Here is a 23,075-nt window from a genome sequence, read left to right on the forward strand (position 1 = left end):
TCTCCGGGCGGACGGCGCCCGTTCTCGAACACGGCCTAGCCCGCATGTCCGGACCACTGGGCGCAGTGCCGAACGAAGCGGTACGCCGTGTCCGGAACCGCTGCCCAGTGCGTGTGGACGTAGCTCGCGTGCACCCCGCCCCGCACGAAGCCCTCCACCCGACGCTCCGGCTGCCGCAGCCCCCACGCCGCCTGGGCACCCGCGCCCGGCTCGGTGACCGTGCGGTGGAACTCATGGCCCCGCATCCGGGTGCCCGCCGCGGCCAGGACACTGTCGCTCACCGCCACCGCGTCCCGGTAGCCGAGGGTGAGCCGCGGCGACATCCGCGCATCCGCCTCAAGCACCCCGCACATGGGCTTCTCGTCCAGCGAACGCGCCAGATAGAGCAACCCGGCGCACTCCGCCGCGATGGGCGCGCCCGCCTGCGCCAGTTCCGCGACCGCCTTGCGCAGCCGGGTGTTGGCGGACAGCTCGGGCGCGTACATCTCGGGGAAACCGCCGCCGACGACCACGCCGCGGGTGCCTTCGGGCAGGTCCTCGTCGCGCAGCGGGTCGAAGGGGACGACGTTGGCGCCGGCCGCGGTGAGCAGCTCCGCGTGTTCGGCGTACGAGAACGTGAACGCCGCACCGCCGGCCACGGCGACCACCGGCGCCCCGGCGACCGGCCCGGGCTCCCGGCCGGGGGCCGGGTTCCACGGCTCCGCGCTGAGCGGCGGAGCACTGCGCGCCAGCGCCAGCAGGGCCTCCAGATCGCAGCCCGCCCGCACCTGCTCCGCCTGCGCCCGCACCGCGTCCAGCGCCTCCGTGTGCCGTTCGGCCACCGGCACCAGGCCGAGGTGGCGCGACGGGGTGCTGACGGCGGGAGCCCGGCGCAGTACACCCAGCACAGGGACGCCCGACTCCTCGAGAGCCTCCCGCAGCAGCACCTCATGGCGGTCCGTGGCGACCTTGTTGAGGATCACCCCGCCGAGCCGTACCTCCGGATCCCATGACGCGAAGCCGTGCACCAGTGCCGCGACCGACCTCGACTGCGACGAGGCGTCCACGACCAGCACCACCGGCGCCCGTAGCAGCTTCGCCACCTGCGCCGTGGACGCCAGCTCACCCTCGCCCGCCGCACCGTCGTACAGCCCCATCACGCCCTCGATCACGGCCAGATCGCAGCCGTGCGCGCCATGCGTGAAGAGCGGCGCGATCAGCTCCGTACCGCACATGTACGAGTCGAGGTTGCGGCCGGGCCGACCGGTGGCGAGCGCGTGATAGCCCGGGTCGATGTAGTCGGGACCCACCTTGTGCGGGGACACGGCGAGACCGCTCGCCGTGTACGCCGCCATCAGGCCGGTCGCGACGGTGGTCTTGCCGCTGCCCGACGCGGGTGCGGCGATGACGAGACGTGCTACCACTCGATGCCCCGCTGGCCCTTCTGACCGGCGTCCATCGGGTGCTTGACCTTGGACATGTCGGTGACGAGGTCGGCGAAGTCCTGGAGCTCCTGGGGGGCGTTGCGGCCGGTGATCACCACATGCTGGGTGCCCCGCCGCTCCCGCAGCACCTCGATCACCTCGGCCACGTCGACCCAGCCCCAGTGCAGCAGATACGCGAACTCGTCCAGGACGTAGAACCTGTACTTCTCCGCCGCGAGATCACGCTTGACCTGCTCCCAGCCCTCGCGCGCCTTCTCCTCGTGGGACGGCTCGCCCTCGCCCGGCGGGCGCTGGATCCAGGACCAGCCCTCGCCCATCTTGTGCCAGTCGACGGTGCCGCCCTCGCCGGTGGCACCCAGCGCCTTGAGCGCGTTCTCCTCGCCGACCTTCCACTTCGCCGACTTGACGAACTGGAACACCCCGACCGGCCAGCCCTGGTTCCAGGCGCGCAGCGCCATTCCGAAGGCGGCCGTCGACTTCCCCTTGCCGACACCCGTGTGCACCATCACCAGCGCGCGGTTGCGGCGCTGACGGGTGGTGAGTCCGTCATCCGGCACCGTGCTCGGCTGTCCCTGCGGCATTACGCGGCCCTCCTGTTGGTTCCCGTCGTCCTGGTACCCGTGCCCGCCTGTACGTCCCTGACCAGTCCGGCGATGCTGTCCGCCCGCAGCTCGTCCAGGGTGACGGCGCTGCCGCCGAGTTCGCCCGCGAGACGGCCGGCGAGACCCAGCCGCACCGGCCCGCTCTCGCAGTCCACGACCACACCGGCGGTGCCCTCGGCGGCATGCAGCCGGGCGGCCCGTGCGGCCAGACCCACGGCGTCCTCGCCGCGCACCCCGGTCGCACGCCCGTCCGTCACCACGACCAGCAGCGGGCGCCGCGAGGGGTCGCGCAACCGCTCGACCCGCAGCACGTCATGTGCCTTCAGCAGGCCGGCGGCGAGCGGGGTACGCCCGCCCGTCGGCAGCTGCTCCAGCCGCGTGGCGGCGGCGTCCACCGACGAGGTCGGCGGCAGCACCACCTCCGCGCCCCGGCCGCGGAAGGTCACCAGACCCACCTTGTCCCGCCGCTGGTACGCGTCGAGGAGCAGGGACAGCACCGCGCCCTTGACCGCGCTCATCCGGCGGCGTGCCGCCATCGACCCGGACGCGTCCACGACGAACAGCACGAGATTGCCCTCGCGGCCCTCGCGGACCGCCTGGCGCAGATCGTCACGTCGTACGACAAGCCCCGGTCCCGAGCGTCCGCGCGCTCGCTGGTGGGGGGCCGCGGCCTGCACGGTCGCCGGGAGATGGAGCTTGCTCAGCGTGCCCCGGGGCCGCCGCGCCCCGGTGGTCCTGCCGTGCTCGGTGCGGGCGCGTGAGCGCCGCCCCGCGGCGCCGTCGCCGAGACCGGGCACGCTCAGCATCCTCGTACGGAACGGCTCCGCGGCCGCCACGGGGGACTGCTCGCCCGCGCCGGGACGCGGTCCCGCCGCCGTGGACGGCTCGGGCGCTTCGGATTCACGGGACTCATCGGGCTGGCCGGGCTCGTTGGTGTGCGGCGGCTCGGCCTCGGGCCCCTGGCCCTGCGGCGGAATCCCGCCACCGCCCCCGGGACCGCCATCCGGACCGTCGGGGCCGTTGCCAGGGCCGTCGGAACCACCGTCCGGATCCGGATCGGGCTCCGGCTCGTCGTTCCCGCCGAACTGCTCCAGGGTCTCGTCCAGCTTGTCCTCGTCAAGCCCCGGCGCGTCGAAGGGATTGCGCCGCCGCCGGTGGGGGAGTGCGAGCAGGGCGGCCTGACGCACATCCTCCTCCCGTACGTCGGTACGCCCCGCCCACGCCGCCAGCGCCGTCGCCGTACGCGCCATGACGATGTCGGCACGCATGCCGTCCACCTCGAACGCCGCACAGGTCGCCGCGATCTGGCGCAGCGCCGCGTCTGCGAGCACGACGGACGGCAGCAGGGCCCGCGCGGCCACGATCCGCGCGCGCAGCGCCGCCTCCTCGTCCGCCCAGCGCGCGGCGAAACCGGCCGGGTCGTCGTCGTACGCCAGCCTGCGCCGTACGACCTCCACCCGCTGTTCCGGCTCGCGCGAGGCGGCGACCTCCACCGTGAGCCCGAAGCGGTCGAGCAACTGGGGCCGCAGCTCGCCCTCTTCGGGGTTCATGGTCCCGACGAGCAGGAAGCGCGCGGCATGGCGTACGGAGACGCCTTCGCGCTCCACGTACGAGGCACCCATCGCCGCCGCGTCCAGCAGCAGGTCCACCAGGTGGTCATGGAGCAGATTGACCTCGTCGACATAGAGCACCCCGCGGTGCGCGTCGGCCAGCAGACCGGGCTCGAAGGCCTTGACGCCGTCCGCGAGCGCCCGCTCGATGTCGAGCGCACCGACCAGCCGGTCCTCGGACGCGCCGACGGGCAGCTCCACCATGCGGGTCGGGCGGGCGGTGCCCGGCGTGTCCTCGTGCGGGCCGTCCGGGCAACCGGGGTCGGGTGCGCCGGGCGCGCAGGAGAAGCGGCAGCCCGCGACGACCTCCACATCCGGCATCAGCGCGGCGAGGGCGCGCACGGCGGTGGACTTGGCGGTGCCCTTCTCGCCGCGTACGAGGACCCCGCCGACAGCGGGTGAGACCGCGTTCAGCAGCAGTCCCAGGCGTAGATCGTCCATGCCGACGATCGCGGTGAAGGGGTAGTGCACGGCACCACTCATACGTTCCGGTCCTCCCGTTGCTCTCGTTGCTCCCGCTGTTTCCGGTCGAGCCGATTCGGCACGTGGACGCGGTCGTTGGCCTTGGCGCGGACGGAGTCCGGGGCCGCCCGCCTCATGGTGCCCCCGGAGGGACGAAGGGCAGGCCCGCGGGGGCGCCGCGCTCGATCAGTTCGAGCAGGGCGGCGGTGTCGGCGTGTTCCTCGATCAGATCGCCGAGGCGGTCGAGCTGTTCCTCGCGCAGCAGACCGAAGCTGGTGTCCGGCGCCGGTACGAACCGGCGTCCGGCCGCCGCGGCGACCTCCCGGAGGAACGCCCGCCGGAAGCCGTCGCTCTCCAGCGAGCCATGCCAGTGGGTGCCCCAGACGGCACCGACCCGGCAGCCGTCCAGGAAGGGCTCGCCGCCCAGCACCTCGGCGACGCCATGGTGGATCTCGTAGCCCTCGACCCGCTCGCCGAGCGCTTCGCCCACCGGCCGGGCCAGGGTCTTCTCCCGCGCGAACCGCACGCGCACCGGCAGCAGTCCGAGTGCGTCGACCTCGCCCGCGCGTGACTCCACCTCGTCCTCGATGTGCTCGCCGAGGGCCTGGAAACCGCCGCAGATCCCCAGCACGGGCCTGCCCTCGGCGGCCCGCCGCGCGATCGCGTCCGCGAGCCCGCGCTCACGCAGCCAGGCGAGCGCCTTCACGGTGCCGCGGGTGCCGGGCACGACCACCAGGTCCGCGTCGGCAAGCTCCTCGGCGCGGTCCACGAACCGCACGATCACGCCCGGCTCGGCCGCCAGCGCGTCCACATCGGTGAAGTTGGACATCAGCGGCACGGCGCACACCGCGACCCGAAGCACGTCATCGCCCAGCGGCGCGGCGGTCACCGACTCGCGTACGGCGCCCCGCAGCGAGACCCGCAGCCCGTCCTCCTCATCGATGCCGAGGCCGTGGGCGTAGGGCAGCACACCGAACGTCCGCCGTCCGGTCAGCCCGTGCAGCATCTCGAGCCCCGGCTCCAGCAGCGTCACGTCGCCGCGGAACTTGTTGACCAGATAGCCCGCGACCAGCTCCTGGTCCTCGGGCGCGAGCAGCGCGGTCGTCCCGAAGAACTGCGCGAAGACCCCGCCCCGGTCGATGTCCCCGACCACCACCACGGGAAGGCGGGCGGCCCGTGCGATGCCCATGTTGACGATGTCGGTGCGGCGCAGATTGATCTCGGCGGGGCTGCCGGCGCCCTCGCAGATCACGGCGTCGTAGGTGCTCCGCAGCTTCTCCAGGCATTCCACCACCGGCTCGAACAGCGTCTGCTGTCTGCCGCCGTGGTAGCCGCGTGCGCTCAGCTCGCCCACCGGCTTGCCCATCAGTACCACCTGGCTGGAGCGGTCACTGCCCGGCTTGAGCAGCACCGGGTTCATCAGCGCCGTTGGTTCCACGCGCGCCGCCTGGGCCTGCATGGCCTGCGCCCGGCCGATCTCGGCACCCTCGCGGGTGACGAAGGAGTTGAGCGACATGTTCTGCCCCTTGAAGGGGGCGACCTTCACACCCTGGCGCACCAGCCACCGGCAGATCCCCGCCGTGACGACGCTCTTGCCCGCGTCCGACGTGGTGCCGGCGACCAGCAGTCCTCCGCCGCTCACTTCCGCCTCCCCCTCATGTCTCTCATGCCGTTCCTGCCCCGCATCGCCGTCGCCGCCGTGCAGGCGAGCCGTGCGCCCGCGCATGCCGCGAGCGCCAGCACGCCCACCCGGCGCGACAGCCGTACCGCGCGCTCGATGTCCGCCACCTCGACGGCCCGGCCCTGTCCGTTGAGCACGGGCCGTTCCTCGGTGCGCCCGCCGTACGAGAGCGTCCCCCCGAGACGTACCCCGAGCGCACCCGCGAACGACGCCTCCACCGGACCCGCGTTGGGACTGGGATGCTTCGCCGCGTCCGCACGCCAGGCCCGTACGGCACCTCGGGGGTCGCCGCCGGCGAGTACGGCGAGGCCGGCGGTGAGCCGGGCGCCCGGCCAGCCCGCCACATCGTCGAGGCGAGCCGATGCCCAGCCGTACCGCCGGTAGCGGGGCGACTTGTGGCCCACCATGGCGTCCAGGGTGTTCACGGCACGGAAGCCCACGAGACCGGGCACGCCCGCCACCGCGCCCCACACCAGCGCGCCGACCACGGCGTCCGAGGTGTTCTCGGCGACGGACTCCACGACGGCGCGGGCGATCCCGGGGCCGTCCAGTGCCTGGGGGTCACGGCCGCAGAGATGGGGGAGGCGCTCACGGGCGGTCTCGATGTCACCGACCGCGAGGGCCCCGCCGATCGCCCTCGCCTCCCTGCCGAGGGTGGTACCACCCACGACGGCCCAGGTGGCGGCGGCGGTCAGGGCCAGGGACGCGGTACGGGACCGGCGTACGGAAGCGGTGCCCAGCGCACCCGCGGCGATCGCGCCCCCGGCGCACAGCGCCGTGTGCAGGGCACCCCAGCCGCGGTGGTCGCGCCAGAGTCCGCGCTCGACGGCGGCGGCGGCCCTGCCGAAGGCGGCGACCGGATGCCCTCGGCGGGGATCGCCGAAGAGCAGGTCGCCGACGAGTCCGGCCGTGGCGCCGTAAGCGAACGTGATGGCAGGGACAGCGACAGCAGGGACGAGTCCCCCCGGCGCCCGCTGCTCGGCAGGCATGTTCGTCCTCACTCAGGGTCCGCGCCCTGGCTCGACGTGATCCGGCGGGAGAGAGTTCCTGGCTTCGGGGAGCGCCCTGGTGGAGGGGGTGCGCCCGGTGACAGTGGCGGGACCGCGCCGGATTCGCACCGGCTTCCTCTTCTGCCGCCGTAAGTGGCCCCGGAAGTCCACCATGGGCCGCGAACACCCGTCAACTCACCTTTGACCTGCGACGGGACAGTGTGCGCAGGCCCACACCGCGGTGTGTGTGGGGGGTGCGCAGAGAGCGGGAGCCGGACACCCCCTCGGGGGTGTCCGGCTCCCATGCGTTGTTCTGTCGGCTGCCGTGCCGCCGATCGTCAGGAGACGATCAGATAGATCCCGTATGCCACGGCGGCGGCGCACAGGGCGAAGCAGGCGTACGCGCCGGTGCGGGCCAGGCCGGCGGAGCCCCCCTGCGCGGCTGCCGCCTCCTGCTTGGAGAGGCCCACGATGCCCAGGGTGAACAGGCCCACCAGGGCGACGGTCACGATGAGGCTCACACCGAAGACGGAGCCCAGAGCTGCCCAGTCGATCTTCATGCTGATTCGTTTCTTCCTTACACCGTGGCGGTGGGCGCGGGAGCGGACTCACTGGCGGGAGCCGGGATGGTGGCCTTCAGCTCCTCGGCCGCGGCCACGGTGGGCGGCGGGGTCACGGCCGCGATGGCGGTGGTGACCACACCCGGAGCCTCGGTGATCTCGTCGGCGGTGACGTTCGTGTGATCGACCGGCTTGCGGCGCGACAGCGCCCAGATGGCGGCCGAGCCCGCGACGAGCAGTACGGCGACGGTGGCGGTGCCCCAGGCGCCCTGGCTGGTCAGGAATTCCGCGGCGGCACCGACCAGACCGGCCGCGGGGAGGGTGAGGCCCCAGGCGACGAACATCCGGGTCGCGGTGGACCAGCGGACCACACCGCCCTTGCGGCCGAGCCCCGCGCCCATCACGGCACCGGAGCACGACTGGGTGGTGGAGAGCGAGAAGCCCAGGTTCGAGGAGGCCAGAATGACCGTCGCGGCGCTGGTCTGGGCGGTGAAGCCCTGCTGCGGCTGGAGGTCGGTCAGTCCCCTGCCCATGGTGCGGATGATGCGCCAGCCGCCCAGGTACGTGCCGAGCGCGATCGCCAGACCCGCGGAGACGATGACCCACATCGGGGGGTTGGAGCCGGGGGCGAGCACGCCGCCCGTGACCAGGGCCAGGGTGATGACGCCCATGGTCTTCTGCGCGTCGTTGGTGCCGTGCGCGAGGGAGACGAGGCCGGCCGAGGCGATCTGACCCGCCCGGTAGCCCTTGGACGTGGCCTTGTCGTCGGCACCGTTGCCGATCTTGTACGTCAGCCTCGTCGCGAGGAACGCGGCGAGACCGGCGACCAGCGGCGCGGCGACGGCCGGGATCAGCACCTTGGTGACGATCGTCCCGCCGTTCACGGCCGAGAAGCCCGCGGACATCACGGCGGCGCCTATGAGACCGCCGAACAGGGCGTGCGACGAGCTGGACGGCAGGCCGAGCAGCCAGGTGAGCAGGTTCCACAGGATCGCGCCGACGAGCGCGGCGAAGATCACTTCTGTGCGGATGCCCTCTTCCTTGATGAGCCCGCCGGAGATCGTCTTGGCGACCTCGACGGACAGGAAGGCGCCGACGAGATTCAGCGCGGCCGACATGGCCACCGCCGTCTTCGGTCTGAGTGCCCCGGTCGAGATGGTTGTGGCCATCGCGTTGGCTGTGTCGTGGAAACCGTTCGTGAAATCGAACACGAGAGCGGTGATGATCACGATCCCGAGGAGAAGCGTGATGTGTTCCATTTACCCAGGCTTCTATTGGACGTCAGTGGCCAGCCGAACGTAAGCAAGCTGAGTGAACGGAAGATGAACTCAGCACGGCTCATGAGTGACTCCAGAAGGGTATGGCCATTCCGCTTGGCGGAGAAGGTGCTTGCGCGGGCCGAAGCGCGGAGTCCGCGGCCGGGTGCCTGGCATGATCAGCCCATGAGTCGGCGGCAGCAGGACGAACGGTACGACGGGCAGCACGAGCCGGTCGCGCGGGCGTGGATGGACCTTGTGGCCGCCGCCCGCAGGACCGTGGCGGACGGACTCGTGGTCGGCACTTCGGGCAATGTCTCCGTACGGGTGCCCACCGAGGCCGGGGATGTGATCCTGGTCACGCCCAGTGGGGTGCCCTACGACCGGCTCGGGCCGCAGGACGCCGTCGGTGTCGCTCCGGACGGACGCCGCGTACTGGGTGACCTGGTCCCCACCAGCGAACTGCCGATGCACCTGGAGATCTACCGCGCCACGGACGCCGCCGCTGTCGTGCACACCCACGCGGTCCATGCCACCGCCGTATCGACACTGGTCACCGAGCTGCCGCTGATCCACTACATGGCGGCCGTCCTCGGCGGACCCGTCCGCGTCGCCCCGTACGCCCGCTACGGCACCGAGGAACTCGCGGCCCGGATGCTCGACGCCCTCGCGGACCGCACGGGCTGCCTGCTCCAGAACCACGGCACCGTCGCCTACGGCGCCACGCTCGACCAGGCGTACGACCGCACCGCGCAGCTGGAGTGGATGTGCCGGGTCTGGCTCACCGCGAGCTCCGTGCCCGGCCGGGAGCCGAACCTCCTCTCGCGGGCCCAGGTCGACGAGGTGCGTGAGAAGCTCCGCACCTACGGCCAGCCGGGCTGAACCGTTCGATACGTGGTCGTGCACGAGAAACCGGCGCCCGGCGGCTGAGATCAGCGCCCTGCGCATCACCCTTGGTGGCGCGCCCACTGGCAGCCTGGCGAGGACGTCACCACACTGGAACGGTGCGCCCGGCTAAAGCGACGGCAGCGGCCGTCACCACCCTGCTCGGTCTTGGAGCTGCCGCGTTCGCCGCGGGCCGGTACGCGAGCGACGCGGCACTCAAGGCCACGCCCGAACGCCCCCTGCCCGGCGAGCCCCGGCTCACCGTGCACGCGACCGGGCCGGGCCGGATCACCCTCACCCGCAGCCTGGCCTCGCTCCGCCCCGGCCTGTACGGACTCACCGGCCAGGGTGTCCACGCCGTCGTCGGCCCGGTGCTCGAGGACGTTCCCCACGCCGCGGACACCGTCGTCCGCCGGCTGGAGAGCGTGGGCCACGGCGGCCTCGACATCGGCAACAAGGTCCGCTTCACCCCTCGGCTGCACAGCGGCACGCCGAGCAGCGCCCTCGGGATCGACCACGAGGACGTGGAGGTCCACGGCGAACTGGGGCCCCTGCCCGCCTGGTTCGTCCCCGGGCCCCGCGCCACATGGATCATCGCCGTGCACGGTCTGGGCGCCACCCGCGAACACGTCCTGAACCTGATGCCGTTCCTGGCCGGGCGGCGCGTGCCGGTACTGGCGATCGCCTACCGCGGCGACCCCGGAGCACCCCGCTCTCCCGACGGCCTCTGCCATCTCGGCGACTCCGAGTGGCGCGATCTCGACGCGGCCATCCGGTACGCGGTCCGCGGCGGCGCCGAACGCGTGATCGTGCACGGCTGGTCCGTCGGAGCCGCGATGGCCCTGCATGCCGCGGCCAACTCGGCCGCACGGGACCGGATCGCCGGGCTCGTGCTGGACTCCCCGGTGCTCGACTGGGAAGCCACACTGCGCGCCCTCGCCGCCGCCCGCCACACCCCGTCCATGCTGCTCCCCCTGGCAGTGCGCGCCGCCCAGGGGCGCACCGGACTGCACGGTGACCGGCTGAGCGAGGCCGCGGATCCGGGCAGCCTCGGCGTGCCGACGCTGATCTTCCACGGCCCCGACGACCGGCTCGCTCCCTGGGGCCCCTCCCGGGAACTCGCTGCACGCCGACCCGACCTGGTCAGCCTCCACACCGTCACCGAAGCCCCGCACTCGGCGATGTGGAACGCCGACCCGGCACGCTACGAGGAGGCTCTCCGCCGCTTCCTCACCCCCTTGATCTGAGCAAGCGGTCCGAGCGGTGCCCGGGCCCCGCGAACCGGTCGAAGGAGGCCCAGCCCTCGCCCCGTGAGCGGCCCGGCGGCGCGATCCGTCCTTCCGATTGGGCTTTCGGGCCGACAGCGGGAAGACTGCTCCCCGTGACGTCCCGTAACGTGCGCGACTCCAGACTCCGTCTTGTCCGTCCCCGTCCCACCGCCACGGCCCGACGTGCCGTGTCGAACCGGCGTACGCGTCCCGCCCCGCGCCCGCCCGAGGGCACCCCGCCCGCCTCCGAACTGGCCCGCCAGGCGCGCGAGGCTCTCGCCGACGCCGTGCGCATCGCCCGCTGGGCCGCCTCCGCACCCGACGCGGCCGTCCACGCCGTACGGGAACAGGCCGCGAAGGCGCTGGAGCTGACCCCGGACCAGGCGAGCGCGAGCTGGGACCGCGCACGTCTCGCCGGGCTCGTCGAACTCCACGGCAGCACCGCCCGTCCCGGTTGGCGGCTCAACGCCTGGGACCGGGACGACACCGCCGTGCTGCGGGGCTGGGTCGCGCTGTTCGACGCATGGTCGCTGGTCCACCCCGCACCCGATGACGTCGCACCCGCAGCTGTCGCCGAAGTCGTCGAGGCCGTCCCCCAGGTCCTCACCCTCCTCCAGCTCTCCGCCGGCCCGGTCCTGGTGTCCGCGCTGCTGGACCTGCTCCAGCAGCGCGTCGCGGAACTGCGCGACGAGCGCTGCGAAGTGCCCATCGCCCCCTCGCAGCGGGAGCCCGCCGCACCCCCGGCCGCCGCAGTCTCCCCGGACGACCGGGCCGTCGCCGACGCGCTGCTCCCCGCGCTGATGGACTGGGCCCTGGAGGGCCTCGCCGCTGTCGACGCACTCACCCTCGGGCAGAGCCAGGCCACCCTCACCCCGCTCGGCAACTGGGCGGTCTGGGTCAAGCTCGAGCAGATCTGCGTCGCGGCCCAGAGCCCTGCCGGCCACATCGAGCACCCGGCCGAGGACCTGCTGCGGGCCTGCGCCCGGCTCAGCCCGGGACCCGCCCGGGACGAGTACCGCGCCTGGCTGGCCGCGCGCACCGTCTCCAGCGCCGTCTCCGAGCTCCTCGTCGCGGCCCGCGGCGAGGACGCGCTGCTGCGCGGTCTCGCCTTCGAGGCACTCCGGGTCGTCGGCGCCCCCGCCGAGGCCGGGGTGCGGGCCGCCGCCGAGGAGCCGTCCCTGCGCCCGTACGCCCTGCTCTGGCTTGCCGAGTACGAGGGAGCGGATCCGGACGACGCGGCAGAAGTGCTCACCCGCGACGAGGCGACCTGGCTCTGGGTGGACACCGCGGCTGCCGTCGCCGACCACGGTGAGACCACCCTTCTGGTCCGTCACCTCGACGCTGCCGTGCAGGGCACCGTCCCCGCCCTGCTGGACGAGGTCAGGGCGGTCGGCCACCCCCGCACCGTGCAGGTCCTGGTCGCACTCGCCGCTGCCCACCCCGACCCCGCCCTGTCCAAGGCACTTCGCCGGGCAGCCTTCCAGGTCCACACCGGAGGAGCCTGAAGACGCGCCGGGTCATTCCGCGCTCGCACCCGGCCGGTACGTCCCGAAGCTCCAGACGTTGCCCTCCAGATCGCGCACCATGTAGTCCCGCGAGCCGTAGTCCTGGTCGGTGGGCGGCAGCACGATGTCCGCCCCGTGCTCCACCGCGCGGAGGTGGTGTGCGTCCACGTCGTCGACCTGGACGTACACACCGACCGGGCCGCCGGTCTCCATCAGTTTGTCGAACTCGCTGCCGGTGCCCTTGCTGCCCAGCATCACCATCCCGTTCCCGTACGACAGTTCGGCGTGCACCACCTTGCCGCTCCCGCCCTCGTACACGGCGTGCTCGGTGAAGCCGAAGGCCTCGGTGAGCTGCCTGATCGCGGCCTTGGCGTCCGTGTACAGCAGCGTCGGACAGATGCTCGGTGCCTCCGCCATCTCGATCCCTCCTCCGTCACCCGCCCACAGGGGTGTGATCCGGATCTCAGTCTGGCAGGGGGCACTGACAATGCCCGGGATCCCCGGGGCTCGTCCGGGCGGAGTCCGGGGGAGCGGCTCAGCGGAAGGTGTTGCACGCGGCCATGTCGCCCGTGCGGTAGCCGGTGTCGAACCACTGCTGACGCTGCGCCGCGGAGCCGTGCGTCCAGGTCTCCGGGGTGACCCGCCCTTGCAGCGCCTGCTGGATCCGGTCGTCGCCCACGGCCGCCGCCGCGTCGAGGCCTTCCCGGATGTCCGCGTCCGTCAGCCGGGTCAGCAGCGGCTTCCCGGTCTTCTCGTCCGGGGTCGTCGTGGCGTGGTGCGCCCACACGCCCGCGTAGCAGTCCGCCTGCAACTCCACCCGGACCGCGTTGCTCCCCGCCCCCGCCCGGTTGTCCTGGGCCATGGCCAGGGTGCCCATCTGGTTCTGGATGTGGTGGCCGTACTCATGGGCGACGACATAGGCCTGCGCGAACGGACCGCCGGAGGCTCCGAACCTCGTGCGCAGGTCGTCGAAGAAGCTGAGGTCCAGATAGACCTTGCGATCGGCGGGGCAGTAGAACGGCCCGACCGCCGATGTGGCCGATCCGCACGCGGTCCCGACCCGGTCGGTGAACATCACCGTCGGCGCGTCCGTGTACCGCCCGCCGCGCCGGGTGTACTCCGCGCGCCAGAAGTCCTGCACGCTGTTGACCACACCCACGGTCCGGCAGTCGTCGCGGGTGTTGGCGTCCACGCCCTTGCGGCAGGTCTGGCTCACCTGCGCGGCGGTCGAGGCGCTCGGCCGGGTCTCCTGGCCGCCGTCCGTGAGCCCGAGCTGGTCGGGGCCCACGCCGAAGATCAGCCCGAGCACCAGTGCGATGAATCCGACGATCCCACCGCCGACGGTCGCCCTTCCCCCCGGCAACCGGCTGCCCCGCACATCCTGGACCTCCGAGGTGTCCAAGTCGGCGTCGTCGTCGAACTGCATGATCCCGAGTATCGATCAGCAGGGTGCCGCGCGCCCCTTTTACGTGGCGGCCAGGGGGTGTGCAGCGCCACAGGAAACCGGTTGCACGAGCCCGGTAGACTGCTCCGTATGGCAGTTCTCCTCGTGGATTAGACGGCGTCGAGCCTTCGCACGCCCTGTCGTCCCTCCGCCGTCCGTCCCGTCCTGGAGTCTTTCCGTGATCACCGCTTCCGGCATCGAGCTGCGCGCCGGCGCCCGAGTCCTCATCGAGTCCGCCACCTTCCGCATCGCCAGGGGCGACCGCGTCGGCCTTGTCGGCCGCAACGGAGCGGGCAAGACCACCCTCACCAAGTGCCTCGCGGGTGAGGGCATCCCCGCCGCAGGACAGATCGCCCGCTCGGGCGAGGTCGGCTACCTCCCGCAGGACCCGCGCACCGGCGACCTCGACGTCCTGGCCCGTGATCGCATCCTCTCCGCGCGTGGCCTCGACGTCCTGCTCCGCAAGATGCGCGAGAACGAGCAGCGCATCGCCACCGGCAAGGGCGCCACCCAGGAGAAGGCGCTGAAGCAGTACGAGCGCCAGGAGACGGAGTTCCTGACCAAGGGCGGTTACTCCGCCGAGTCGGAGGCCGCCACGATCGCCGCGGCGCTCAACCTGCCCGACCGTGTGCTGGGCCAGCCGCTGCACACGCTCTCCGGTGGTCAGCGCCGCCGTGTCGAGCTGGCCCGGATCCTGTTCTCGGATGCCGACACCCTGCTGCTCGACGAGCCGACCAACCACCTCGACGCCGACTCGATCGTCTGGCTGCGTGACTATCTGAAGACCTACCGTGGCGGCTTCATCGTGATCTCCCACGATGTCGACCTCGTCGAGACCGTCGTCAACAAGGTCTTCTACCTCGACGCCAACCGCTCGACCATCGACGTCTACAACATGGGCTGGAAGCTCTACCAGCAGCAGCGCGAGGCGGACGAGAAGCGCCGCAAGCGCGAGCGCCAGAACGCGGAGAAGAAGGCGGCGGCGCTCAACGCCCAGGCCGACAAGATGCGCGCCAAGGCCACCAAGACCGTCGCCGCGCAGAACATGGCGCGCCGCGCCGAGCGGCTGCTGTCCGGCCTCGAGGACGTGCGGGCCGCGGACAAGGTCGCCAAGCTGCGGTTCCCCGAGCCCGCGCCGTGCGGAAAGACCCCGCTGATGGCGGAGGGCCTGTCCAAGTCCTACGGCTCCCTCGAGATCTTCACCGATGTGGATCTCGCCATCGACAAGGGCTCCCGCGTCGTGATCCTCGGGCTGAACGGAGCGGGAAAGACCACGCTGCTGCGGCTGCTCGGCGGGGTCGAGAACGCCGACACCGGCGAGGTCGTCCAAGGCCACGGCCTCAAGCTGGGCTACTACGCCCAGGAGCACGAGACCCTTGACCCGGACCGCACCGTTCTGGAGAACATGCGGACCGCGGCGCCTGATCTCGATCTCGTCGAGGTCCGCAAGGTGCTGGGGTCGTTCCTGTTCTCCGGCGACGACGTCGAGAAGCCGGCCGGGGTGCTGTCCGGCGGTGAGAAGACCAGGCTCGCGCTGGCCACGCTGGTGGTCTCCGCGGCCAATGTGCTGCTGCTGGACGAGCCGACCAACAACCTCGACCCGGCCAGCCGCGAGGAGATCCTCGGTGCGCTGCGCACCTACAAGGGCGCGGTCGTCCTGGTCACGCACGACGAGGGCGCGGTCGAGGCGCTCCAGCCGGAGCGGATCATCCTGCTCCCGGACGGTGTCGAGGATCTCTGGGGCGCGGACTACGCGGATCTCGTGACCCTCGCCTGACGCCCGGTGGTCCCGTGGCCCGGGCCGGGGCGTCCCGTCCGGAGCGCCCTGATCCACTCCGTATGGATCATTCGGCCCACCGCTTGTCCTTCATCTGGGTGAGAACGTCTCATCCTCCGGCGTGGCGGCAGGTTCCGCGGGCCGCTGTGCTCGCGCAGCGCAGCGGAATCACGCCGTCCAGGTCGCACCGGCTCTGACCTGGCGTTTCTCGGCGCGGCGCGCGGAAACGTCTCGGCAGCCGCAATCGGAATCCGTCCCAGCGGTGGCGATCGGAAGCCCGCCGCGGCCAAACCTTGTGGCACGGACCTTGTCGAATGGGTGGCCAGGAGGCCCGGTAGGGGTGATCATGAGAAGTCCAGAGCGCACTTCCCATGAGGAGGCACGGGTGGCCGAGACTCTGAAGAAGGGCAGCCGGGTGACCGGCGCCGCGCGCGACAAGCTCGCGGCAGACCTGAAGAAGAAGTACGACTCCGGTGCGAGCATCCGGGCGCTGGCCGAAGAGACTGGCCGCTCCTACGGGTTCGTGCACCGGATGCTCAGCGAGTCCGGAGTCACGCTGCGTGGACGCGGCGGAGCTACGCGGGGCAAGAAGGCCGCCACGGCCTGACATTCCGCGCACAGCCGTCGAGTCGACGGCGTCTGAGGTCGACCGGACGGTTCCGGTGTCGGCCACTCGGTCGATCGAAACGGTCGACGGAGTGGTTACTGTGCAGTAACTTAAATCTTCGCTGCACTGACCGCACCGGAACCGGAGGTTCCCTATGACTTCGTTCGACTCGCTGGACTCTGTGCTCGACAAGGACGGCGTACGGCTCACCGTCGATGACGCGGTGGCCACGGTGACCCTCACCAACCCGGCCAAGCGCAACGCCCAGTCCCCCGCTCTCTGGCGGGCGTTGACGGAGGCCGGTCGGATGCTGCCGGGCAGTGTGCGGGTGGTCGTGCTCCGCGGAGAGGGCAAGTCCTTCTCCGCGGGGCTCGACCGCCAGGCCTTCACGCCCGAGGGCTTCGACGGCGAGCCGTCGTTCCTCGACCTCGCCCGCGGCTCCGCCGAGGAGCTGGACGCGGTCATCGCCGAGTACCAGGAGGCATTCACCTGGTGGCGCCGCAATGACCTGGTGTCGATCGCGGCGGTGCAGGGGCATGCGATCGGGGCGGGCTTCCAGCTCGCTCTCGGCTGTGACCTGAGGATCGTCGCGCAGGACGTCCAGTTCGCCATGCGCGAGACCAGCCTGGGACTGGTCCCGGACCTCACCGGGACGCATCCGCTCGTCTCGCTGGTCGGGTACGCCCGCGCGCTCGAGATCTGCGCCACGGGACGCTTCGTCCAGGCCGAGGAGGCCGAGCGGATCGGTCTCGCCAATCTGGTGGTGCCCGCCGAGGAGCTCGACGGTTCCGTGCGCGACCTTGCGGCAGCGCTGCTGGCTGCCCCGCGTGACGCCGTGATCGAGACCAAGGCGCTGCTGCGCGGTGCTCAGGACCGCACCTACGAGGAGCAGCGCAAGGCCGAGCGGGCTGCCCAGGCCCGGCGCCTGCGGGACCTCGCGGGTCTCGCGGACTGAGCCCACGCACGTCGGGCCATATCGCGGAGCCCCCACGGCCCGGGGCGCTCGCGGCTCCGCGCTTTCCTCCCGTCCGGGAAGTGGTGACCACCTCTGCTGTGCCCCCGCCTGCCGCATCCCCGGCGCGGGACGGGGCAAGCGCACTTAGTGTGGGCAGCGGAGCCAGGAGTTCACCACCTCCCGGAAGGGACGTACGGCGATGACCGACACCGGCGTCAATGTCAGCAAGGAACCGTCGGGGGACGTGGGGGGCACCGGGCCGAGCAGGCGGGCCGCTGGTGATCCGGGCGCCCGGGGGCGTACCACCATCGCCGACGGAGTGGTCGAGAAGATCGCCGGACTGGCAGCCCGGGACGTGATCGGAGTCCACGCGCTGGGCAGCGGGGTCTCCCGCACCCTCGGTGCCGTGCGTGACCGGGTGCCCGGCGCAGGCGGACGCTCCGGTGTCACACGTGGCGTGAAGGCCGAGGTCGGCGAGGTGCAGACCGCCCTCGACCTGGAGATCGTCGTCGACTACGGGGTGTCGATCACAGACGTGGCCAGAGCCGTCCGTGGGAACGTCATCTCATCCGTGGAGCGGATGACCGGTCTCGAAGTCGTGGAGGTCAACATCGCGGTGACCGATGTGAAGCTCCCGGACGAGGAAGACGAAGAGCCGGAACCGCGGATCCAGTAGCGGAGCTCACGAGAGGAGCTCACGAATGAGCATGGCGGTGGTCGGCCTGCTGGCCGGCATGGCGCTCGGATTCGCCGGGTACTTCGGCGGCTTCGGGGCCTTCCTCCTGGTGGCCGCGCTCGGCGCGGTCGGGTTCGTGGCCGGCCGCTTCCTGGAGGGCGACCTCGACCCGGGGGCCTTCTTCCGGGGCCGTGAGCACGGCGACCGTAGGTGATCCGGGATGGCCGTGGACCCGACCCCGCCCGTGTCGTCCATGCCGCCGCAGCGGATCGAGGCGGCCGAACGCGGAGAGACGACGATCGCCGACCGGGTCGTCGCGAAGATCGCGGCACGGGCGGCGCGTGAGGCGCTGGGGCGTGTGCCCGAAGGATGCTCACCCCCGCATGCCACGGTCATCGTGCACCACGACCACGCCCGCGTCCGTATCAGCCTCGAACTCGACTACCCCTCCGACATCGGCGCCCAGTGCGGTGCGGTGCGCCGGCGCGTGGCCGAACGGGTGGCGGCTCTGACCGGGATGGAGGCGTCCGAGGTGGCGGTACAGGTCGAGCGGCTGCATTCCGTCCATACCCGCCGGACGGATCAGGGGAGGCTGAGATGACCGAGCCCGCGACTGAGTCCGGGGCCGAACCAGCGATCGAGCCCGCTCCCGCGAACGAATCCGCACCCGGGAAGGCTTCGCGCTTCTGGTCCAAGCGGCGGATCCCGGCCGGACTGGTCGCGGCCCTGCTGACCGCCGGTGCGGGGCTGTTCCTGTACGACGTCGCCGCCGTACGTGCCGAGCGGCCCGGTGTGGCATGGCGCCGGACACTCGCCGACGAGCTTGACCGGAGGCCACTCGACGACACCTGGGTGCTGGTGGGCGCGAGCGTCGCCGTGACACTCGGGCTGTGTCTGATCGTGCTCGCCGTCACCCCCGGACTGCGGGGCCTGCTGCCGATGAGGCGCTCGGCGGCCGACCCCGCGCTGAGAGCAGGACTCGACCGGGACGCAGCGGCGCTCGTCCTGCGCGACCGGGCGATGGAGGTGTCCGGCGTCCAGTCCGTGCGGGTGCGGATGAGACGGTCCTGGGTCGGCGTACGGGCGGTGTCCCATTTCCGTGAGTTCGACGAGGTGCGCAGCGACCTGGAGGCCGTGCTGGACGCCGGCGTCCGCGAGCTGGGCCTCGCGCACCCCCCTGCGCTGTCCGTGCAGGTCCGCCGGCCTCCCGAGAGGGGATGACCCGTGACCACCGTGCTCCCTGTCGTCAACCGTGTGCTGCTCGGACTCGCCGGTCTGGTGCTGCTGGCCGCCGGGGGAGCGGTACTCGCCGCCGCGCTCGGGGCCGCGGTGCCGTCCTGGTGGCCCTGGTCGGGGCCGGGCGACGTGCTGCTCACCCAGGGCGCCCGGCAGCGATGGCGTGCCGAGAGCTGGTGGTGGCCGGTGGTGATCGTGGCACTCGTGGTGGCCCTGCTGATGGGCCTGTGGTGGCTGCTGGCACAGTTCCGCCGCTCGCGCCTCGCCGAGATCCTGGTCGAGACCGCCGACGGCGAGGGTGCGCTGCTCAGGGGCCGCGCCCTGGAGTCCGTACTGGTCGGCGAGGCGGAGCAGCTCGACGGCGTGGCCCGGGCCCAGATCGCTCTTCACGGCCGCCGTACGGCTCCGACGGCCCGCGTCCGTCTGCTCCTGGAGCCCTATGCGTCACCTGGCGAGACCCTCCACCGTCTCTCGGCCGAGGCTCTGACCCACGCCAGGGCGTCGGCGGGCCTGGCCGCGCTGCCGACGGAGGTCCGCCTCCGCGCGGAGCGGCACCACGCCAGGCGCGTGGTGTGACCTCCGGATGCGAGGTCGCGGCGGCACTGGTTCGCTGAGAGGTGCCCGCTCATCCGATGACGTATGAGGAGTGATCATGAGCGTTTCAGGCGAGGCAAGTGGTCGTGTGCGCCAGATGCGCCAGAAGGCGGACGAACTGAAGCAGGCCGCGGAACGGGCCTCGGACCCGGAGGAGCGCCGCCGACTGGAAGAGAAGTCCCGGAAGCTGCGGGATCAGAGTGACCAGGAGAGTGCGATGGGGGCGGGGGACATATTCCCGGAGGTGTGACGGGGTTGCCCGGGCTTGCCCTCCACGGTGCACGGCAGGCCCGGAATCCCCAGCCCCGTCCGGCGGTTCCCGGACGGAGTCCGGGGCTTGAGGACGGTCACCCGGGGGCGGGCCACCGCGACGGGTTCCGGCACAGCGGCGACCTGCCCACCCCGCGACCACGAGTCCCGACCGGTGCTGGGCACGCCCACAGGAGTCCATTCCCTCTCGTGAGGCTAGAACCCGTGGCGGGCGCCGCCGTCCACCGGGAGCATCACGCCCGTCAGGTAGGACGCCGCAGGTGACAGGAGGAACGCGGCCGTGCGGCCGAACTCCTCCGGGGTGCCGTACCGCCGCAGGGGGATGCGCTGCTCGTTCGCGGCGCGGGAGGCGTCCGCGTCGCCGGAGAGCTCGTCGAGCTGGCGCATGCGGTCCGTGGCGATGCGCCCCGGAAGCAGGCCCAGGACGCGAATGCCGCGCGGTCCCAGCTCGTCGGCGAGGGACTTGGCGAAACCGGCCAGGCCCGGGCGCAGCCCGTTGGAGATCGTCAGGCCAGGGAACGGCTCGTGGACCGAGGCGGAGAGCACGAAGCCGATCACCCCGCCAGGACCCAGCGCCGCGGCGGCGGCCCGCGCCAGCCGGACCGCGCCGAGGAAGACCGCGTCGAACGCCGCCTGCCACTGCTCGTCCGTGTTGTCGGCGACGAAGCCGGGCGGCGGGCCGCCCACGCTGATCAGTACGCCGTCGACGCGGCCGAATCGCTCGCGCGCGGCCGTGACGAGCCGTTCGGCCGCGTCCGGGTCGGCGTTGTCCGCCGCGACGCCGAGTGCGTCCGGCCCGAGTTCGGCCGCCGCCGCCTCGGCGGCCTTCTGCTCCCGGCCTGTGACGATCAGCCGCGCGCCCTCCGCCGCCAGCGCGTGCGCCGACGCGTTGCCCAGACCCCGGGTCGCCCCGGTGACGATGTAGACACGGTCCTTCAGTCCAAGATCCATGTGCTTATCCTGCCTTGCACCCCGTGGCACGGGCGAGGGCCGGTCCCGGGCTCTCTCAGACGGCTGCCGACTCCGGAGCGGCCACCGGTTCCTCGGACGCTGCCGCCGCGCGGTCGCGCTTCTCGCGGCGCACGAGGATCACCCAGCCGACGGGCACCCCGGCCGCGAACAGCCACCACTGGACGGCGTAGGCCATGTGGGCGCCGATGGAGTCGTGGTCCGGCTCGGGAATCAGCTCGGGCGATCCGCCCGACGGCTCGGGTGCGGTCTGCTCGATATAACCGCCGAGCAGGGGCAACCCAAGGGACTTCGCCTGCTGCCCACTGTTGATCAGCATGATCTGACGAGGCGGCAGCCCGGACAGGTCCCTGATGCCGCTGGCGCCGGTCGTCTGGTCGGCCATCAGCCGGCCGGTGACGGTGACCCGGCCCCTGGGCGCGGGCGGCACCTCGGGGAACGCCGCCTGGTCGGCCGCCGCAGGCACCCAGCCGCGGTTCACCAGCACCGCGCGACCGTCTGCGAGGACCAGCGGAGTCAGCACGTGGAACCCGACGCGGTCGTCCGCGTTGGTGCGGCGGCGTACCGCGACTTCGTGCGCGGTGTCGAAGGTGCCCGTGGCTGTGACCTGCCGCCAGTAGTCGGCGCGCGGAATGGTGTGACCAGGTGAGGTGAGTGCGGTGACCGGCGTCGGCCGGGCGGCGAGGTTGTCGGCGATCAGCTGGTTCTGGGCGACGCGGTGCTGGTGCCGGTGCAGCTGCCAGAAGCCCAGTTCGACCATCGTGGGGATGAGGACGAGGCTGACGAGGGTGAGGATCACCCACTGCCGGGACAACAGGAAGCGGTACACCCCATGACCGTACAACTCGGCCATGGGGTGCTCTGACGGAGGGGTGCTCGAGGAGGCTCGTTGCCCGCGGCGTCAGACCCTGTCGACGATGCCCGCCCTCCCCTCGGCGCGGGCGCAGTGCGCTCCGCAGTACCAGTGGCCCTCGGCCTCGACGCCCTGGCCGATGATCTGGACCTTGCAGTGCTCGCAGATGGGGGCCATCCGGTGGATGGCGCAGGAGAAGCAGTCGAAGACGTGCACGGCGCCCTGCGCGTGCACCTCGAAGGACATGCCGTAGTCGTTTCCACAGACCTCGCAACGTGCCATGCGCCGCATGCTGCGGAGCGCGGGCGGCCAGAGCAAGATCCGTGGGGGCGGGTCGGCGCGGCAGCACCCGACCGGCGCAGTGCCCGTGCCGGGGGGCAGAGCCTCCGCGTCACCTCCCCGCCGGGCTCACATCCCGCAGCAGCTGGGTGAACGCCGCCTCGTCGACCACAGGCGTGCCGAAGGCCTTCGCTTTGACGGTCTTCGACGTCCCCGCGTCCGGGTCGTTGGTGACCAGGAGGCTGGTGAGCCGAGACACGCTTGTCGCGATATGCAGTCCGGCCTCTATCGCGCGGTCCTCGAGCAGCTCCCGCTCGATGGAGGTATCGCCCGAGAACGCCACCCGCATGCCTTGCTTGAGCGGTTTGTCCGCTTCGTAGCGCCCGGGGTTGGGGTAGGGGCAGGCGGGCCGCCTGCGGGAGGGCCGCCAGCTGTTCTGCCAGTACGAGGACCCTGCTGACGAGAAGCCGGCCGACGAGGAGCCCGTCGCCTGCCGGCCGATGCGCGGCGCGGGCGCGGCGGTGGACCACTCGGTCAGCGGCCGGCACTCCAGCAGCGGCAACCGCACCCCCCGCTCCGCGGCGGCGTGCAGACTGGGCCGGAACGCCTCGGCCAGCACCCGGGCATCGTCCAGGGCGTGGTGTGCGCGCTGCTGGACCACGCCGAAATGGGCGGCCAGCGACTCCAGCTTGTGGTTGGGCAGCGGCAGCGCCAACTCCTTGGAGAGCGCGATGGTGCAGAGCCGCTGCCGCACCGGTACGACATGGTCCGCCCGTGCGTACTCCCTGGCGATCATGGACCAGTCGAAGATGGCGTTGTGCGCGACCAGGACCCGGCCGTCCAGCCGGTGCGCGAACTCCCGGGCGATATCGGTGAACAGAGGCGCTCCATCGAGCAGATCACTCGTCAGACCGTGGATCCAGACCGGCCCCGGATCCCGCTCGGGATTGACCAGTGTGTACCAGTGGTCCTCCACGTTCCCCTGGGCGTCGAGGCGGTAGACGGCAGCAGACACTATCCGGTCGTCGCGGGCGAGTCCGGTGGTCTCCACGTCGACGACCGCGTACCCCTCCGGGTACGCGGCCGGCCACGCTGCTGCGGTCGTACGGTCGTCGAGCATGGTCACAGAGCTTACGGGGCGCCACTGACAAACCGGTCGAGCGCCCCATGGGC

At 72.1% G+C, this 23,075-nt stretch carries 25 protein-coding genes and 1 riboswitch; of the genes, 12 read left to right on the top strand and 13 right to left on the bottom strand.

From position 1 onward, the window contains the following. Positions 1-35: 35 nt before the first annotated feature. The 7 genes from ACFV6V_RS12670 to ACFV6V_RS12700 form a co-directional block, all read right to left on the bottom strand. Positions 36-1,403, bottom strand: coding sequence for a cobyrinate a,c-diamide synthase (locus ACFV6V_RS12670; protein WP_385563096.1), 1,368 nt, complete (start codon positions 1,401-1,403; stop codon positions 36-38). After that, the gene (gene cobO / locus ACFV6V_RS12675) at positions 1,397-2,005 is read right to left on the bottom strand and encodes a cob(I)yrinic acid a,c-diamide adenosyltransferase (protein WP_385563099.1); all 609 of its coding nucleotides are present in this window, start codon (positions 2,003-2,005) and stop codon (positions 1,397-1,399) included. Before cobO ends, ACFV6V_RS12670 begins: the two co-directional genes overlap by 7 nt. Then, positions 2,005-4,119, bottom strand: coding sequence for a putative cobaltochelatase (locus ACFV6V_RS12680; RefSeq protein WP_385563102.1), 2,115 nt, complete (start codon positions 4,117-4,119; stop codon positions 2,005-2,007). Before ACFV6V_RS12680 ends, cobO begins: the two co-directional genes overlap by 1 nt. 112 nt (positions 4,120-4,231) lie before the next feature. After that, positions 4,232-5,740, bottom strand: coding sequence for a cobyric acid synthase (locus ACFV6V_RS12685; RefSeq protein ID WP_385563105.1), 1,509 nt, complete (start codon positions 5,738-5,740; stop codon positions 4,232-4,234). Further along, on the bottom strand, positions 5,737-6,768 hold the full coding sequence (locus ACFV6V_RS12690) for a cobalamin biosynthesis protein (RefSeq protein ID WP_385563108.1): 1,032 nt from the start codon (positions 6,766-6,768) through the stop codon (positions 5,737-5,739). Before ACFV6V_RS12690 ends, ACFV6V_RS12685 begins: the two co-directional genes overlap by 4 nt. Before the next feature lie 28 nt (positions 6,769-6,796). Continuing rightward, a riboswitch (cobalamin riboswitch) is annotated at positions 6,797-6,947 on the bottom strand. A gap of 159 nt (positions 6,948-7,106) precedes the next feature. Further along, on the bottom strand, positions 7,107-7,328 hold the full coding sequence (locus ACFV6V_RS12695; RefSeq protein ID WP_361277946.1) for a hypothetical protein: 222 nt from the start codon (positions 7,326-7,328) through the stop codon (positions 7,107-7,109). 17 nt (positions 7,329-7,345) lie between these two features. After that, on the bottom strand, positions 7,346-8,587 hold the full coding sequence (locus ACFV6V_RS12700) for an anion permease (RefSeq protein WP_385563111.1): 1,242 nt from the start codon (positions 8,585-8,587) through the stop codon (positions 7,346-7,348). Between the two features lie 183 nt (positions 8,588-8,770). Here ACFV6V_RS12700 and ACFV6V_RS12705 point away from each other — a divergent pair, with 183 nt between their 5' ends. From ACFV6V_RS12705 to ACFV6V_RS12715, 3 genes are all read left to right on the top strand, one after another. Further along, a complete protein-coding gene (locus ACFV6V_RS12705) occupies positions 8,771-9,466 on the top strand; it encodes a class II aldolase/adducin family protein (RefSeq protein WP_385563113.1) in 696 nt (231 codons plus the stop codon). Positions 9,467-9,588: 122 nt separating this feature from the next. Further along, complete coding sequence (locus tag ACFV6V_RS12710; protein ID WP_385563115.1) at positions 9,589-10,716, top strand: alpha/beta hydrolase; 1,128 nt, start codon at positions 9,589-9,591, stop codon at positions 10,714-10,716. A 134-nt stretch (positions 10,717-10,850) separates the two neighbouring features. Then, positions 10,851-12,242, top strand: coding sequence for a hypothetical protein (locus ACFV6V_RS12715; protein WP_385563117.1), 1,392 nt, complete (start codon positions 10,851-10,853; stop codon positions 12,240-12,242). Between the two features lie 12 nt (positions 12,243-12,254). Here ACFV6V_RS12715 and ACFV6V_RS12720 read toward each other — a convergent pair whose 3' ends face one another. Together ACFV6V_RS12720 and ACFV6V_RS12725 are read right to left on the bottom strand one after the other, a co-directional pair. Further along, on the bottom strand, positions 12,255-12,659 hold the full coding sequence (locus ACFV6V_RS12720; protein WP_385563119.1) for a VOC family protein: 405 nt from the start codon (positions 12,657-12,659) through the stop codon (positions 12,255-12,257). Positions 12,660-12,777: 118 nt separating this feature from the next. Next, entirely contained in the window at positions 12,778-13,668 is an 891-nt protein-coding gene (locus tag ACFV6V_RS12725) for a neutral zinc metallopeptidase (protein ID WP_385563122.1), read from the bottom strand. 196 nt (positions 13,669-13,864) lie between these two features. On the opposite strand from ACFV6V_RS12725, the gene ACFV6V_RS12730 reads away from it, so the two are divergent. The 9 genes from ACFV6V_RS12730 (at position 13,865) to ACFV6V_RS12770 (ending at position 19,781) form a co-directional block, all read left to right on the top strand. Beyond that, positions 13,865-15,463 (top strand): ABC-F family ATP-binding cassette domain-containing protein, encoded by a 1,599-nt coding sequence (locus tag ACFV6V_RS12730; protein WP_385563125.1) that lies wholly within the window; start codon positions 13,865-13,867, stop codon positions 15,461-15,463. A gap of 385 nt (positions 15,464-15,848) precedes the next feature. Next, positions 15,849-16,070, top strand: coding sequence for a helix-turn-helix domain-containing protein (locus ACFV6V_RS12735; protein WP_018518904.1), 222 nt, complete (start codon positions 15,849-15,851; stop codon positions 16,068-16,070). Positions 16,071-16,224: 154 nt separating this feature from the next. Continuing rightward, positions 16,225-17,025 carry an enoyl-CoA hydratase/isomerase family protein gene (locus ACFV6V_RS12740; protein ID WP_385563128.1) on the top strand — a complete coding sequence of 267 codons (801 nt, stop codon included), beginning with the start codon at positions 16,225-16,227 and terminating at the stop codon, positions 17,023-17,025. 199 nt (positions 17,026-17,224) lie between these two features. Then, the gene (locus ACFV6V_RS12745) at positions 17,225-17,701 is read left to right on the top strand and encodes an Asp23/Gls24 family envelope stress response protein (RefSeq protein WP_385563131.1); all 477 of its coding nucleotides are present in this window, start codon (positions 17,225-17,227) and stop codon (positions 17,699-17,701) included. A 25-nt stretch (positions 17,702-17,726) separates the two neighbouring features. Then, positions 17,727-17,915 (top strand): hypothetical protein, encoded by a 189-nt coding sequence (locus ACFV6V_RS12750; protein ID WP_385563134.1) that lies wholly within the window; start codon positions 17,727-17,729, stop codon positions 17,913-17,915. A gap of 6 nt (positions 17,916-17,921) precedes the next feature. After that, complete coding sequence (locus ACFV6V_RS12755) at positions 17,922-18,302, top strand: Asp23/Gls24 family envelope stress response protein (protein ID WP_385563137.1); 381 nt, start codon at positions 17,922-17,924, stop codon at positions 18,300-18,302. Next, positions 18,299-18,922, top strand: coding sequence for a DUF6286 domain-containing protein (locus ACFV6V_RS12760; RefSeq protein WP_385563139.1), 624 nt, complete (start codon positions 18,299-18,301; stop codon positions 18,920-18,922). Before ACFV6V_RS12755 ends, ACFV6V_RS12760 begins: the two co-directional genes overlap by 4 nt. Positions 18,923-18,934: 12 nt before the next feature. After that, a complete protein-coding gene (gene amaP / locus ACFV6V_RS12765) occupies positions 18,935-19,513 on the top strand; it encodes an alkaline shock response membrane anchor protein AmaP (RefSeq protein ID WP_385563241.1) in 579 nt (192 codons plus the stop codon). Positions 19,514-19,589: 76 nt separating this feature from the next. Continuing rightward, the gene (locus ACFV6V_RS12770; protein ID WP_361277922.1) at positions 19,590-19,781 is read left to right on the top strand and encodes a DUF6381 family protein; all 192 of its coding nucleotides are present in this window, start codon (positions 19,590-19,592) and stop codon (positions 19,779-19,781) included. Between the two features lie 215 nt (positions 19,782-19,996). On the opposite strand, the gene ACFV6V_RS12775 is transcribed toward ACFV6V_RS12770, so the two are convergent. From ACFV6V_RS12775 to ACFV6V_RS12790, 4 genes are all read right to left on the bottom strand, one after another. After that, positions 19,997-20,752 carry an SDR family oxidoreductase gene (locus ACFV6V_RS12775; protein WP_385563142.1) on the bottom strand — a complete coding sequence of 252 codons (756 nt, stop codon included), beginning with the start codon at positions 20,750-20,752 and terminating at the stop codon, positions 19,997-19,999. 55 nt (positions 20,753-20,807) lie between these two features. Then, on the bottom strand, positions 20,808-21,599 hold the full coding sequence (locus ACFV6V_RS12780) for an SURF1 family protein (RefSeq protein WP_385563243.1): 792 nt from the start codon (positions 21,597-21,599) through the stop codon (positions 20,808-20,810). Between the two features lie 72 nt (positions 21,600-21,671). Next, positions 21,672-21,905, bottom strand: a complete 234-nt coding sequence (locus ACFV6V_RS12785) for a hypothetical protein (protein ID WP_361277918.1) — start codon at positions 21,903-21,905, stop codon at positions 21,672-21,674. 109 nt (positions 21,906-22,014) lie between these two features. Next, the gene (locus tag ACFV6V_RS12790) at positions 22,015-23,028 is read right to left on the bottom strand and encodes a DEDDh family exonuclease (RefSeq protein WP_385563145.1); all 1,014 of its coding nucleotides are present in this window, start codon (positions 23,026-23,028) and stop codon (positions 22,015-22,017) included. Positions 23,029-23,075 lie beyond the last annotated feature (47 nt).

It is taken from the genome of Streptomyces sp. NPDC059828 (assembly GCF_042731955.1).
GTDB lineage: Bacteria > Actinomycetota > Actinomycetes > Streptomycetales > Streptomycetaceae > Streptomyces.

Excerpts from the sequence above, each read along its gene's own strand:
- ACFV6V_RS12750 (WP_385563134.1), top strand. The coding sequence starts at position 17,727 with ATGAGCATGGCGGTGGTCGGCCTGCTGGCCGGCATGGCGCTCGGATTC.
- ACFV6V_RS12720 (WP_385563119.1), bottom strand. The coding sequence starts at position 12,659 with ATGGCGGAGGCACCGAGCATCTGTCCGACGCTGCTGTACACGGACGCC.
- ACFV6V_RS12725 (WP_385563122.1), bottom strand. The coding sequence starts at position 13,668 with ATGCAGTTCGACGACGACGCCGACTTGGACACCTCGGAGGTCCAGGAT.
- ACFV6V_RS12760 (WP_385563139.1), top strand. The coding sequence starts at position 18,299 with ATGACCGAGCCCGCGACTGAGTCCGGGGCCGAACCAGCGATCGAGCCC.
- ACFV6V_RS12690 (WP_385563108.1), bottom strand. The coding sequence starts at position 6,768 with ATGCCTGCCGAGCAGCGGGCGCCGGGGGGACTCGTCCCTGCTGTCGCT.
- ACFV6V_RS12740 (WP_385563128.1), top strand. The coding sequence starts at position 16,225 with ATGACTTCGTTCGACTCGCTGGACTCTGTGCTCGACAAGGACGGCGTA.
- ACFV6V_RS12680 (WP_385563102.1), bottom strand. The coding sequence starts at position 4,119 with ATGAGTGGTGCCGTGCACTACCCCTTCACCGCGATCGTCGGCATGGAC.
- ACFV6V_RS12745 (WP_385563131.1), top strand. The coding sequence starts at position 17,225 with ATGACCGACACCGGCGTCAATGTCAGCAAGGAACCGTCGGGGGACGTG.
- ACFV6V_RS12785 (WP_361277918.1), bottom strand. The coding sequence starts at position 21,905 with ATGGCACGTTGCGAGGTCTGTGGAAACGACTACGGCATGTCCTTCGAG.
- ACFV6V_RS12700 (WP_385563111.1), bottom strand. The coding sequence starts at position 8,587 with ATGGAACACATCACGCTTCTCCTCGGGATCGTGATCATCACCGCTCTC.
- ACFV6V_RS12695 (WP_361277946.1), bottom strand. The coding sequence starts at position 7,328 with ATGAAGATCGACTGGGCAGCTCTGGGCTCCGTCTTCGGTGTGAGCCTC.
- ACFV6V_RS12775 (WP_385563142.1), bottom strand. The coding sequence starts at position 20,752 with ATGGATCTTGGACTGAAGGACCGTGTCTACATCGTCACCGGGGCGACC.
- ACFV6V_RS12755 (WP_385563137.1), top strand. The coding sequence starts at position 17,922 with ATGGCCGTGGACCCGACCCCGCCCGTGTCGTCCATGCCGCCGCAGCGG.
- ACFV6V_RS12770 (WP_361277922.1), top strand. The coding sequence starts at position 19,590 with ATGAGCGTTTCAGGCGAGGCAAGTGGTCGTGTGCGCCAGATGCGCCAG.
- cobO (WP_385563099.1), bottom strand. The coding sequence starts at position 2,005 with ATGCCGCAGGGACAGCCGAGCACGGTGCCGGATGACGGACTCACCACC.
- ACFV6V_RS12705 (WP_385563113.1), top strand. The coding sequence starts at position 8,771 with ATGAGTCGGCGGCAGCAGGACGAACGGTACGACGGGCAGCACGAGCCG.